Raw genomic sequence first — 13,321 nt, 5'->3', positions numbered from 1 at the left:
GGGCGGCCGGGCGGCTCGCGGCGGAGCTGCCCGGTCAGCGGCAGGAGGTCCCGGCCGCGTCGGCCCGGTCGGTCACGCCGCCGCGTGCCGGTCACCACCGGTGAGGTCACGGGAGGCCGGCAGGACCCGGCGCGCGAGGCGTACCGCCCGGCGCAGCAGCGAGTCCGCCCGCTGCCCGACGTAGCCGGGGAAGGCGCGCGCCTCGCGTCCTCCCGCGCGGTAGACCTCGTCGGGGATGCCCGCCGCGCGGTCCCGGAAGTGCGGGTAGCCCAGGTACAGGTGGCGGCCGCCCTCCTCCAGGAGGGCGGCCGGCTCCTTGTCGGCGCGGATGAACTCGACGACGTCCGTCAGCAGGTCGCCGCGCCCGGCCGCCACCAGGTGCAGCCGCAGCCGCTCGTGGACCTTCAGGAAACGGGCGACGCCCTCGGACCAGTACGCGTCCATGAGGGGCCGGGCCAGTTCCAGCTTGCGGCGCCGGACCTTTTCGCTGTTTTTCAGCCAGCGCGGCCCGAACTGCGGCAGCAGCGTCACGGTGAACGGGCGGACCATCAGCTCGTCGCGCCTGTCGCCGGCGGGGACCAGCTCCGCGATGAGCCCCATCAGGGAGCGCGCGGAGTCGAAGCGCAGGACGTAGGTGCCGCTCTTGGTGACGTGCTTGCCGTCGTCGCGGCCGACCAGGTAGTAGCAGGTGTAGTCGGCGAGGACGGAGACGCCGTCCGCGCGGAGGTACGCCTCCATGGTGAACAGCGCGTCCTCGCCGGTGTACAGGGACTCGTCGAAGCGCATGCCGTGGCGTTCCAGGAACGCGCGGCGGAACAGCTTCTGCGCGCTGAGCGTGAACTTGATGTTGGAGGAGAAGACGTCGGTACGCTCCAGCGTCCTGTGCCACATCGACTTGGGAGCGCCTCGGTTGACGCCCTCGATACGGCCGAGGACCACGTCCGTGGAGCTCCGGTCGGCCATGGCGACCATGCGCTCCAGGGCCTCGGGGCCGAGCCGGTCGTCGGCGTCGAGGAAGAACACGTAGCGCCCGGCGGCCTTGCCGAGGCCGACGTTGCGGGGGCCGCTGGGGCCGCCGGAGTTCTGCTGCCGGATCACGGTCACGGACATGGGGGCGCGGGCGGCGAACTGCTCCAGGTGGTCCCCGGTGCCGTCCGTGGAGCCGTCGTCGACGGCGATGACCTCGATGCGCGCCGGGTCGATGGTCTGCGCCTCGACGGATGCCAGGCACTCGACCAGGTACGGCATCGCTTCGTACGCCCCGATGATCACAGTGACATCAGGTTGCGTCCCGGTCACTTTTCCCCCTCGTCAAGAGATATTTCCCCCGTATCGGCCCATTGGCTACCCGTTAGACGGCCGATCCCACGTATCGGTTGCCCGCCGATATCTTTGTGATACGCGTCACGTCACGTGGGCGGTGTACTGGCGGAGGACATGGGAACGGCCCGGCCCCCGAGGATCAGCTCCTCGGGGGCCGGGCCGTTCAGGGCGCTGGGGCGGGTCAGACGGCCGCGGTGCCGTCCGCGTCGCCGTTGGTGCGCCGGCCGGGCAGTGCGTCCGCCAGCTCCACGTCGGGGCCGCCGGCCACGATGCGGGACTCCTGGCCCGCGTTGCGGGTCTCGGCCTTGCGGGCGAGGGCCGCGACGGCGCCGTTGAACTGCTCGATGGAGGTCGGCTCGTCCGGGCCGAGCAGGTACCGCTTCAGCTCCCCGCGGTCCTTGGCCAGCGGGTCGGCGGCCGGGTCGCGGACGGCGTCGAGCAGTCCGCCGAGCGCGTCCGCGCTGTTGTCGAGGATCACCGCGGCGCGCACCGCGGTGTTCTGCCGCTTGAACTCCTCCGCGCCCAGCTCCGCCGAGTCGGTGACCGCGTAGGGCTTGCCGCTGGCGATGAAGTCGGAGACGACGCTGGAGATGTCGGAGACCATCGCGTCGGAGACGTTGAAGCAGTCGTACAGGCGCGGCTCGGCGCCCGTGACGACCCGGTGCTCCCAGTCGGGGACCGACGCCCAGTAGGCGGCGTTCCACTCGGTGCGCAGCCGGGCGACCTCCTCGTGCTTCTGGACATCGACCACGCCGTCGCGGCTGGCCACGGCCTCGTCGCCCTTGTCGGAGCCTCCGGTCAGCTCCGCGAGCCGGGCCTCGATCCGGGTCAGCTCGGCCTTGGCACGGGCCTGAGCGGCGGTGTCGACGGTGAAACGGCTCTCCGTCGAGCGGGACACGGCGGACTTCTCGACCAGGGCGGTGATCCGCTGGTGGGCGGCGCCCGCCTCCTTGCTGACGGTGCCGGTGAACGGGTGCGGCTTGTACAGCACGCGGACCGGCGGGTCGGCGGTCACCAGCTTCTTCACGATGTTCTCGCCGGCCAGGACCAGCGAGGTGTTGCCGGGGTTGCCGTCCCAGCCCTCCCAGGTGGGGGCGTACAGCACGGTGGGCATGCGGCCGTCGGGGACGCCCTGCCAGGTCCGGATGGGGGCGAGCTGGGGGCGGCCGACCTCGGCGATGTCGTCGTCGCGGACGCCGACGTCGGCGATGGCGTAGCGGTCGCGGCCCGCACGGCCCGCGGTCCACACCTCGTCGTAGACCTTGCTGTACGGGTTGACGCTGGCGAGCTTGTCGCTGTCGCCGTGGCCGATGAAGACGTGCTTCATGGTGGGCACGCGCAGCAGGTGGATGTTCTTGCCGACGTTCGCGGCGTAGAGCGCGACGCGGACGTTGGACAGGTCCAGGTTCATCAGGTGCACGCCGCCGGGCACGCAGATGACGGGGACGGTGGTGGGCGCCAGGTTCTGGAGTATGACCCGCTCGCGGAGGATGACCAGCGGTCGGGTGTCCAGCTGCTCCATGGTCTCCAGCCACATGTTGACCTGGTACGCGGAGTCCTTGGAGCCGGAGAAGTAGAGCACGGTCTCCGGGCGGTACTCGGCCAGCCAGTCGTCGGCGGCGGCGAGCACGTCGTCGGCCTTCGGCGGGATCTTACGGCCGCGGACGTAGGGCACCAGCGCCAGTACGTACAGGGCGCCGAGGACCAGGGTGGCGGCGATGCCGGCGAAGCCGGGCACGGGGCTGTCGATCTGGGCGGCGACCAGTATGCCGATCACGGCGAAGAGGTCGAGGTGGAGGATCTTCTCGGCGGAGCGGTGCAGCAGGCCGCGCGGCGGGGCGTCCGGGATACGGATGCGGGAGGCCAGGTCGACGTTGCGGGTGGCGACCGGCATCCGGCGGCGGTTGCGGATGAGGGTGACCAGCGCGCCGTGCGGGGCCTGGAGACCGTAGAAAGCGATGAAGCAGGCGATCGCGCCGTAGTAGATCAGGTCGTCCGCGAGGGACAGCCTGGCCAGCAGGAGCACCAGCAGGAGCTGCCGGATGAGGAAGCGGATCGACAGGCCGGCCCGGACCTTGGAGAGCCGGTTGACCAGGTAGCTGTTCCTGCGGTGCAGGAAGTGGTCCGCCAGGTACGTCACGGCGGCCGCGGCCGCGAAGGCGGGAACGCTCGGGACGAGCGCGGCGAGCATGAGGCAGGGAAAGCCCAGCATCATGAGGACCGCCGCGGCCAGCTCGGCCGCGCTGCCCACCCGGGCGACGCGAATAGCGGTGGATATCACGGAGAACCTGCTTGCTCTGCTGGAGATTGTGGGCGATTTGTGAGGGTACTGATTCAGGCCCCTGCGAACGCTCCGTTAACGAGCGGACGCAGAGGCCTGAATTACCTGAGTCTAATTGCCGTCGATTATTACACGCCGTCCTGACGGTCCAACACCGCGGCCAGCGCCTGCTCGAAGCCGGACGCCTTGGCCGCCCCGGCGGTCGGGTCCTGCTGGCGTACGTCGATCACGTGGCCGGTCAGCTCGGAGAGCAGCACGTCGAGCGAGGCGCGGGCCACCGCGTCGGAGGAGAGCAGGCTGCCCGCGGGCTCCTGGCCGAACGCCTTGGTGCGCATCGGCGTCGCGGTGCGCTCGGGGTTCACGCAGTTCACCCGGACGCCGTCACCGGCCCACTCGTCGGAGAGCGCCTGGGTGAGATTGACCATCGCGGCCTTGGTCGAGGAGTACAGGCTGTACTCGGCGCGGCCCCGGGTGTAGCTGCTGGAGGTGTACAGCAGCAGCTGGCCCTTGGTCTCGGCCAGGTACTTGTACGAGGAGCGGGCGATCTGAACCGGCGCCAGGTAGTTGACCTTCAGCGCCTCCTCGATGGTGGCGTTGTCGGTCTCGGCGAGCTTGCCGATGCGCAGCACGCCCGCGGTGTTCACGACGTAGTCGATCCGGCCGGTCTCGGCGTACGCCTTGGAGAGCGCGTCGTCGACCTCCTCCGGGTTCTCCACGTGGGTCCCGGTGGTGGAGCGGCCCAGCGCGTACACCGTGGCGCCGTAGGACTCGGCCAGCTCGCCGATGTCCTTGCCGATGCCGTAGGAGCCGCCGAAGACGACCATGGTCTTCCCCGTGAGCAGCTCGCGGTAGGCGTCCTCGCCGACCTGCTCGGGGGCGGCGCCGGAGGCCAGCTGGAAGAGCTTGTCGGCGATGAAGACGTCGACGGGCTGGGTGACCTTCATGTTGTACTCGTCACCCGCGACGACGTGGATCGGCACGTCGGGGAGGTACTTGAGCACGACCGAGCAGTCGTCGGTGGCCTGGAAGTTCGGGTCGCCGGCCGCCACCTCGTAGGCCCGGCGGATGGTGGAGAGCTTGAACGCCTGCGGGGTCTGGCCGCGGCGCAGCCGGGAGCGGTCCGGGACGTCGGTGATGAACTCGCCGTCGGAGCCGTGGGTGCGGGTGACGATGATGGTGTCCGCCGACGGGATGGCCACGTCGACGGCCTCGTAGCGCTCCAGCGCCGTCACGCAGTCGTCTATGACGCGCTGCGAGAGCAGGGGGCGGACGGCGTCGTGGAAGAGGACGTTGAGGTCCTCGCCCTCGCCCAGGCCCTCCCCCAGGGCGGAGATGGCCCGCTCGGTGGTCTCGTTCCGCGTCGAGCCGCCCTCGATGACCTTCTTGACCTTGGTGAGGCCGGCCTTGGCGACGATCTTCTCGACGTCGGGGACGTACCCCTGCGCCATCAGCACGATGATGTCGTCGATCGAGTCGGCGTTCTCGAAGGTGGTCAGGGTGTGCTCGATGACTGCCTTGCCGGCGATCTTCAGCAGCTGCTTGGGGATCGACAGACCCACCCGCTGACCGGTGCCACCGGCCAGGATCACTGCGGTGGTACGGGGCTTGGCTATGTGCTGGGACACAGGTGACCTACCTTGGGGCGACAGGGAACCTGGAAATGGTCCCACTTGTGGTTACCGCAGTGCAAGGTGAGCGACCTCCGACGCATATGTGCGCGCAACCTGTCATTCACCTTGCACCGCTGGTGACAGAGAGGGATTCCCGATGTGTCAGTTGTGTCAGTGACGGCGCAGCTTCTTCAGAGCGCGGTGTCCGAGCACCCGCACGAGATCCCTCGACGACGTCTGGTGCACCGTACGCGACTTCAGGGGCGCGGTGCTGCGCACGGGAGCGGCGGCGGCCGCGGCGAGCGCGCCGTACAGGGCCTGCGCCGCCACCTCGGGCGCGATGCGCGGCGCGGGAGCGCCGGTGGCGGGCGGCTTCGGTACGGCGGAGAGCAGCGCCGGGTCGCCCAGGACCCGGACGCCCGTCGCGCCGATCCGCCGCGCCATCTGGGCGCCGAGTTCCGCGGCGGCCTCGGCGGCCCACTGCGGTGTGGCTATCCGTACGTCGTCCGGGCCGGGGGCGCACGCGTTCTTCATATGCATGACGGCGCCGTACCGGACGAGTGAGGAATACAACTCGTCGGGGAGTTCATTGCCGCGGAATTCGACATTGAGATTCCGCAGCATTTCGGTCTCGGCGAGCGTCAGCGACCGGTTCGCCGTGTCGGGGACGGCCCGCAGCAGCCCCGCGGGCAGGTCGAGGAGCGTCTCGAAGGTGCGCATCAGGCCGTCACGGTCACGGTCGTCGACCACGACGACGGTGACCCGCTCCGGTCCGACGACCCGGGCCCAGCGCTCGACCAGCGCATCGTGCCGGTGCCGGCGCCAGAAGCTGGGGTTGGGCTTCTCGTACGGCGGCTTCCTGAGCATGTGCTCCAGCCAGCTCTCGTACTCCATGCGCAGGCCGTTCTGCACGTACTGCTGCCACTGCGAGGGCATGATCTTCGCCAGCGGGCGCAGGGTGACCAGGACGTGCACCCGGTCCCCGCCCAGTTCGCGGACGATCCGCGCGACGGTCTCGTCGTCGGCGGCGTCGGCGAAGAACTCGCTGCTGACCACCGAGGTGCGCCGGCCGGTGGCGGTGACCTGGGCCACCAGTTGCTCCCAGTGGCGCTCGGTGGGGGTGGCGTTGCCCATCATGCCGGGGCGGGCGCAGACCGCCAGGGCGGCCGACATGGGGTGTCTGCTGTCGGCCGGGAAGTCCACGCCGTGCGCCGCCATGGTGTCCTTGGCGGCGAACAGCGCGCCCTGGATCGAGGTCGTCCCCGTCTTGTGCGGGCCTATGTGCAGCAGTCGGGTCCCGGCCGGGAAGGGGGTCACCGTGCCGCCGGCCCGGACGTCGTCTCTCGTACAGTCCGTCTCCATGGTCAAGGGACGGTAAGGCGTCTTCCTGAGGGTTGACTGAGAGCGGGCCCCCGACGGCATGTGCCGTGACGAGGGCCACACCTCACGTACTCCGTCAGACCAGGGACACCCCGGGTTCGCCCGCCTCCACCCGCAGCTTCGCCAGCGTCGAGGCGGTGGCCTCGGGCTTCAGCACCGTGTCCACGGTCCGCACGCGCGCGTCGATGCCGTCGCGGCGGATGTCGAAGAGGTGGTAGCCGCGGTGGGCGTCGATCAGCTTCCAGTGCGGGTTGTCGCCCTTCAGCGGGTCGAACTGCGCGTGGAAGGCGGCCTGGTCCTGGTCGCCGTTGCTGGAGATCGACGTGCCGACGAACTCGGCGCCGACGACCTTCGAGGCCGGGTCGGCGTAGTCCTCCTTGAGGTCGCTGACCATGGTGAGGTGCCGGTCGCCGGTGAGCACGACGGGGTTGCGGACCCGCTTGAACTCCTGGAGCAGGGCGTTGCGTTCGGCCTGGTAGCCGTCCCAGGCGTCGTAGTACCAGAGCTTGCCCTCGCCGGCCTTGAGGTCGGTCTCGGCCATCATGATCTGCGACGCGACCAGGTTCCAGCGGGCCGGGGACAGGCGCAGGCCCTTGACCAGCCAGCGCTTCTGCTCGGCGCCGAGCATGGTCAGCGACGGGTCCTGCGCGCCGGCCTGGCTGGTGGCCTGGTCGCTGCGGAACTGCCGGGTGTCCAGGACGTTCAGCCGGGCCAGGCTGCCGAAGTCCAGGCGGCGGTACATCTGGATGTGCGGGCCGTTCGGGACGGCGGTCGCGCGGACCGGCATGTGCTCGTAGTACGCCTGGTAGGCGGCGGTGACGCGGTCCACGAAGGCTTCGTGGGCCTGCTTGTCGGGGTCCTGCGGGACCTGCCCGGCGTAGTCGTTGTCGACCTCGTGGTCGTCGAAGGTGACGACGAAGGGAGCGTTCGCGTGCATCGCCGCCAGGTCGGGGTCGCTGCGGTACTGGGCGTACCGGTTGCGGTACTGGGTGAGGGAGTACGGCTCGCCGCTGCCCTCGTGCCGGCGCACGGCGGTCGCCGACGGGGAGGACTCGTAGATGTAGTCGCCGACGAAGAGGACGACGTCCGGGTCCTGCTCCAGCATGTCGGCGTACGGGGTGAAGTACCCGTGCTGCCAGTTCTGGCAGGAGGCCAGGGCGATGCGCAGACCGTCGCCGGTGGCGGACGGGGCGGGCGCGGTACGGGTGCGGCCGACCGGCGAGAGCTGTCCGCCGGCCCGGAAGCGGTAGTAGTACGGGCGGCCCGGACGCAGTCCGCGCACGTCCACGTGGACGCTGTGGCCGAGGGCGGGCCGGGCGACGGTCCAGCCGGTGCGGACGACCGTGCGGAAGCGTGCGTCCGAGGCGACCTGCCACTGCACGGACACGGCCTCGTCGGGCATGCCGCCGCCGGTCAGCGGCTCGGGGGCGAGGCGGGTCCACAGCACGACGCCGTCGGGGAGCGGGTCGCCGGAGGCGACACCGAGGCCGAACACGTCCTCGGGCAGTGGTCTCTCGGCCGCCTGGGCGGTGGCGGGCAGCCACAGCTGGGCGGTGGCCGCGGCGCCGAGCATGGCGGCGCCCCCGGCGAGGAAGCGGCGGCGGTCGGACGATGCTGCTCCGGTCATGGGTGAACTCCCTGGTGTCGCGAGCCGTGGGGACACCCGGGAAGCTCACGCTCCGGGGTGGTCGGGCCGCTGAACCAAGTCGTTCGCGTTCATGACAAGTACGTGGACAGCCGGGGTCCCGTCGCGACGCGGCGGCCCCACGGTCGGCGGGAGCCGGTCGCGACGGGTCGCCCGAGGGCCGGCCGTCCTGACGGTTCGGCCGGTTCTCGCGGTGGGGTCAGCTCGGGAAGTTGTGGCCGAGCCAGCCCTGGTCGGTCGGCATGCCGAGGCTGCCGGGGCCGAAGACGAAGGAACCGGTGGCGGTGGCGCCGGAGGCGGTGGCGGGGAAGACCCACACCGCGCCGGTCCCGCTGTTCTCCCCGTACGCTCCCACCACCGGCTCCGCGCGTCCGTCACCGTTGCCGTCGACCAGGTCGAGGGCGGAGCCGAACGCGTCGCCCTTCTCGGCCGCACCGGGCACCTCCGCGGTGTCCTGGTGGAAGACCTGGCTGCCGGCGCCCGTGGGTCCGTCGGGGCCGCCGGGGATCACGGCGACGGAGCCGGACGGCTGGACGGTGCCGACTCCCTCGGCGGCGTTGCCCGCCAGGATGTCTCCGTAGCCGTCTCCGTTCACGTCGCCGACGGTCAGTTCGCTGCCGAAGGTGTCCTCGGGCTCCTGGGTGCCGGGCACGCCGGGGGTGTCCTGGTCGATGAGCTGGGTGTGGGCGGTGTCGGGGCCGTTCGCGGTGCCGTAGGAGATCCGGATGTTCTGGTAGCCGAGCAGGAGGTCGGCCCGGCCGTCCCCGTCGACGTCGCCGAGGGTCAGTGCGCTGCCGGTCGCGTTGGCGGGGTCGCCGTCCCCGTTGGCGAGGACGGTGGCCGAGGTGAGCGGGTCGTCGCCGCCGCGCAGGTAGTGCAGTTCCTGGTAACTGCCCTCCTCCTCGCCCTGGTCGTACACGGTGACGCGCGCGACGAGATCGGTGCTGCCGTCGCCGTCGGCGTCACCGGCGGCGAGGTCGGTCACGATCTCGTTGGCGGGGCCGGTGAGCACGGTTTCGCTGGTGACGGGGACGCCGTCCCGTCCGAAGGGACCGGTCTCCAGGAGCCCTTCACGGATCAGGTCGGCCTGGCCGTCACCGTCGAAGTCACCGGTGGCGAACGGACCGTCCTGGTAGGTACCGGCACCGGCGGCCGGCAGGGTGGTCGCCGAGGTGAGCCCCTCGGGGCCGCCCCACAGCACGGTCCGGCTGGCCAGCCGCTCCTTGCCGCCGGAGGTCCACTCCTCCTCCGCCGTCAGCACCACCAGGTCGGTGTAGCCGTCCCCGTCGAGGTCGGCGGTGTCCAGGTCGTACCCGAACTCGTCGCCCTTCTCCGGAGAGCCGGGTATGCCGGCGGTGGCCTGCGAGTAGATCTTCTTCGTCGAGGTCGACGTCCCCGACGCCGATCCGTAGAGGACGGCGACGTAACCGGCCTGGGCAACGCCGTCCACGGTGCCGTGCGGGGCGCCGACGGCCAGGTCCTCGTATCCGTCGCCGTTGAAGTCCTGCCGCGGTTGCACCGCACCGGCGGGCCGGGCCTGGGCCAGCGGCGACATGGCCGTGGTCGCGGCGAGGAGCGCGACGGCGATCGCCAGGGCTCGGCCGGACTTCGCTGCGTCGAGGTGTCTGGGCACATCATCTCCGGTGGTTCGCGGGACGGTCGACCGTGGGACGGATCAGAGATCCGTCCCACGCCGCCCACTACGACTCACCGGTCACCGGGGTGGTTGCCCTGGAAGCTGACACGAGTTCAGATCCGGTTCACCGAGCCCGCCTCCGGCACGGGTTTCGAGCAGGTCCTAGAACGGCTCGAAGCCCTCGTACTCCTCGTCCGACTCGTCCCGCTCGGCCTGCCGGTCCCGGCGGCGCTGCGCCGCGGGCCGGGGCGCCTCGAAGCGGTGGTCCTCACCGCGGCGGCCGAGCATCTCGGCGCCGGCCATCATCGACGGCTCCCAGTCGAAGACGACCGCGTTGTCCTCGGGGCCGATGGCGACGCCGTCGCCCGAGCGGGCCCCGGCCTTCATCAGCTTCTCCTCCACACCGAGCCGGCCCAGCCGGTCGGCGAGGTAGCCCACGGCCTCGTCGTTGTTGAAGTCGGTCTGCCGCACCCAGCGTTCGGGCTTCTCGCCGCGCACGCGGAAGAGTCCGTCCTCCTCGCGGGTCACCGTGAAGCCGGTGTCGTCGACGGCCTTGGGCCGGATGACGATCCGCGTGGCCTCTTCCTTCGGCTTGGCCGCGCGGGCCGTCGCCACCAGCTCGGCGAGGGCGAAGGACAGCTCCCGCAGGCCGAGGTGGGCCACGGCCGACACCTCGAAGACGCGGTAGCCGCGCGCCTCCAGATCAGGCCGGACCATCTCGGCCAGTTCCCTGCCGTCGGGCACGTCGGTCTTGTTCAGCACCACGAGCCGGGGCCGGTCGCCGAGGCCGCCGTACTGCCGCAGCTCCTCCTCGATGATGTCGAGGTCGGAGACGGGGTCGCGGTCGGACTCCAGGGTGGCGGTGTCCAGGACGTGCACGAGGACGCTGCACCGCTCGACGTGGCGCAGGAACTCCAGACCGAGGCCGCGGCCCTGGCTGGCACCCGGGATGAGCCCCGGCACGTCGGCGATCGTGTAGACGGTCGACCCGGCGGTCACGACACCCAGGTTCGGCACCAGCGTGGTGAAGGGGTAGTCCGCGATCTTCGGCTTGGCGGCGCTCAGCACGGAGATCAGCGAGGACTTGCCCGCGCTCGGGTAGCCGACCAGCGCCACGTCGGCGACGGTCTTCAGCTCCAGGACGACGTCCTGGAGGTCGCCGGGCTCGCCGAGCAGCGCGAAGCCGGGGGCCTTGCGGCGGGCCGAGGACAGCGCCGCGTTGCCGAGGCCGCCGCGCCCGCCCTGGGCGGCGACGAAGGAGGTGCCCTCGCCGACCAGGTCGGCCAGGACGTTGCCCGCGCCGTCCAGGACGACCGTGCCGTCCGGCACCGGCAGCACCAGGTCCTGGCCGTCCTTGCCGGAGCGGTTGCCGCCCTCGCCGGGCTTGCCGTTGGTGGCCTTGCGGTGCGGGGAGTGGTGGTAGTCGAGCAGGGTGGTCACGGACTGGTCGACGGTGAGGATCACGTCGCCGCCCCGGCCGCCGTTGCCGCCGTCCGGGCCGCCGAGCGGCTTGAACTTCTCCCGGTGCACGGAGGCACAGCCGTGGCCTCCGTTACCCGCGGCGACATGCAGCTCGACGCGGTCCACGAAGGTGGTCATGGGATGTGCCTCCAGTTACGTATGGGTGTTTCCTGGGTCAACACGCGAAAGGCGGACCCGCTTCCCCGGAGGGAAGTGAGGTCCGCCTCGCGTGAGTGTTCCGGTCAGGCGACCGGGACGATGTTCACGACCTTGCGACCACGGGCGGTGCCGAACTGCACCGAGCCGGGCAGCAGCGCGAACAGCGTGTCGTCGCCGCCGCGGCCGACACCGGCGCCCGGGTGGAAGTGGGTGCCGCGCTGGCGGACGATGATCTCACCCGCGTTGACGACCTGACCGCCGAAGCGCTTCACGCCGAGCCGCTGGGCATTGGAGTCGCGACCGTTCCGGGTGGACGATGCGCCCTTCTTGTGTGCCATGTCTCCTCAGTCCCTTACTTCGCAGCCGCGGGGATCTCAGTGACCTTGATCGCCGTGTACTGCTGGCGGTGGCCCTGACGACGGCGGTAGCCGGTCTTGTTCTTGTAGCGCAGAATGTCGATCTTCTGGCCCTTGTGGTGGTCCACGACCTCGGCCTGGACCTTGATGCCGGCCAGCACCCACGGGTCGCTGGTCACAGCGTCGCCGTCGACGACGAGCAGGGTCGAGAGCTCGACCGTGTCGCCGACCTTGGCAGTGGAAATCTTGTCAACCTCAACGATGTCACCGACAGCAACCTTGTGCTGGCGGCCACCGCTGCGCACGATGGCGTACACGCGGATCTCTCTTTCGCTCGAAGAACGGCACCCCCGCAGGCCAGCCGCCCGACATGACGAACGGCCTCTCCTGAACGCCGGAGCGTCCGGAAGGATGAGGTTTACGGGGATGTGGCGGGTCTGGGGACACGCCGACGGTCAAGGTTACGAGGGGGTGCGCCCCACGGTCAAACCGGGTCCGGTCCGGACAGCCGCCCCGGCCATGACGCGGGGCGGCGACGGACTCCGAGGTCCGCCGACGCCCCGCGCCGGTGCCGATGCGGTCCGGCTCAGTCCTCCGTCGTGGCCGACACGGACGGTGCCGACTGCTCGGCCGCCGCGGTCTTCTTCGACGTGGTCTTCTTGGCGGCCGTCTTGGTGGTCTTCGCCGCCTTCTTGGCCGTCGTCTTCTTGGCCGCCGTCTTCTTCGCGGCGGTCTTGGTCGCCGTCGTCTTCTTGGTGGCGGCCTTCTTCGCCGTGGCCTTCTTGGCCGTCTTGCGTGCGGCCTTCTTGGCCGGGGCGGCGTCGGCCTCCGGAGCCTCGTCCGCCACGGTGGCGGCCTCCGCCGGCTCCGGGGCGTCCGCGGCCGACGGGACGACCACGACGGCCGTCTCCGCGTCCGCGGTGGGCGCGGTGGCCTTGCGCACGGCGCGGCGGCGCGGGCGGACCGGGGCGGCGGACTCGGCCGCCGGCTCCGGCTGCGCTTCAGGCTGCTGCGCTTCGGGCTTCGGTTCGGGCTGTTCCGCCCGAGCCGGCTCAGGAGCCGTCTCCGGGACCGTCACCACGGTGGCCTCCGCACCGGCCGGCGAACCGGCGGGCGCGGACACCTTGCGGGTCGCCCGGCGACGGGTACGGCCCTTGGGCGCGGCCTCGTCGGCTGCCGGGGCCGCCTCCGCGGCCTTCTCCGGTTCGGCCACCGGCTCCGGCTGCGACTTCGGCTCCGGCTCACGCCGCTGCTTCGGCTCCCGCTGCGGCTTCGTCTCCGTCTTCGGGGCGGCGACGACCGCGTCCTCGACGGCCTCGGGACGGGACAGTGCCTCGGCGGCCGCTTCCGGCCGGACCGGGCGCTCCGCCTCGTCCCGCGCAGACACGTCCTGCGCCGTGGGGGCCTCGGACCGCTCCCCCTTCGGCGCGCCCGCCGGGGCCGACGCGCGCCGGCTCGCCCGGCGCCGCG

The 13,321-nt window shown here is 71.3% G+C and carries 9 protein-coding genes and 1 pseudogene; all 10 read right to left on the bottom strand.

The annotated features are described in order from the left end of the window. Positions 1–72: 72 nt before the first annotated feature. A complete protein-coding gene (locus UW392_RS42020; RefSeq protein WP_320780554.1) occupies positions 73–1,299 on the bottom strand; it encodes a glycosyltransferase family 2 protein in 1,227 nt (408 codons plus the stop codon). Between the two features lie 205 nt (positions 1,300–1,504). Continuing rightward, complete coding sequence (locus tag UW392_RS42015) at positions 1,505–3,604, bottom strand: hypothetical protein (protein WP_320780553.1); 2,100 nt, start codon at positions 3,602–3,604, stop codon at positions 1,505–1,507. Positions 3,605–3,732: 128 nt separating this feature from the next. Further along, complete coding sequence (locus tag UW392_RS42010; RefSeq protein WP_320780552.1) at positions 3,733–5,229, bottom strand: bifunctional cytidylyltransferase/SDR family oxidoreductase; 1,497 nt, start codon at positions 5,227–5,229, stop codon at positions 3,733–3,735. Between the two features lie 156 nt (positions 5,230–5,385). Further along, on the bottom strand, positions 5,386–6,576 hold the full coding sequence (locus UW392_RS42005) for a hypothetical protein (protein ID WP_320780551.1): 1,191 nt from the start codon (positions 6,574–6,576) through the stop codon (positions 5,386–5,388). 94 nt (positions 6,577–6,670) lie between these two features. After that, the gene (locus UW392_RS42000) at positions 6,671–8,221 is read right to left on the bottom strand and encodes an alkaline phosphatase D family protein (protein ID WP_320780550.1); all 1,551 of its coding nucleotides are present in this window, start codon (positions 8,219–8,221) and stop codon (positions 6,671–6,673) included. A 217-nt stretch (positions 8,222–8,438) separates the two neighbouring features. Beyond that, positions 8,439–9,872 carry an FG-GAP and VCBS repeat-containing protein gene (locus UW392_RS41995; RefSeq protein WP_320780549.1) on the bottom strand — a complete coding sequence of 478 codons (1,434 nt, stop codon included), beginning with the start codon at positions 9,870–9,872 and terminating at the stop codon, positions 8,439–8,441. Positions 9,873–10,037: 165 nt separating this feature from the next. Next, entirely contained in the window at positions 10,038–11,474 is a 1,437-nt protein-coding gene (gene obgE, locus UW392_RS41990) for a GTPase ObgE (RefSeq protein WP_320780548.1), read from the bottom strand. A 104-nt stretch (positions 11,475–11,578) separates the two neighbouring features. Beyond that, positions 11,579–11,833 (bottom strand): 50S ribosomal protein L27, encoded by a 255-nt coding sequence (rpmA, locus tag UW392_RS41985; RefSeq protein WP_320780547.1) that lies wholly within the window; start codon positions 11,831–11,833, stop codon positions 11,579–11,581. 14 nt (positions 11,834–11,847) lie between these two features. Further along, the gene (gene rplU / locus UW392_RS41980) at positions 11,848–12,168 is read right to left on the bottom strand and encodes a 50S ribosomal protein L21 (protein WP_004931419.1); all 321 of its coding nucleotides are present in this window, start codon (positions 12,166–12,168) and stop codon (positions 11,848–11,850) included. Positions 12,169–12,437: 269 nt separating this feature from the next. After that, a pseudogene (locus UW392_RS41975) lies at positions 12,438–13,321 on the bottom strand (hypothetical protein); the annotation flags it as partial.

Source organism: Streptomyces sp. CRN 30 (genome assembly GCF_034105845.1).
This window is presented reverse-complemented; position numbering and strand designations above follow the sequence as displayed.

Excerpts from the sequence above, each read along its gene's own strand:
- rpmA (WP_320780547.1), bottom strand. The coding sequence starts at position 11,833 with ATGGCACACAAGAAGGGCGCATCGTCCACCCGGAACGGTCGCGACTCC.
- UW392_RS42000 (WP_320780550.1), bottom strand. The coding sequence starts at position 8,221 with ATGACCGGAGCAGCATCGTCCGACCGCCGCCGCTTCCTCGCCGGGGGC.
- UW392_RS42005 (WP_320780551.1), bottom strand. The coding sequence starts at position 6,576 with ATGGAGACGGACTGTACGAGAGACGACGTCCGGGCCGGCGGCACGGTG.
- obgE (WP_320780548.1), bottom strand. The coding sequence starts at position 11,474 with ATGACCACCTTCGTGGACCGCGTCGAGCTGCATGTCGCCGCGGGTAAC.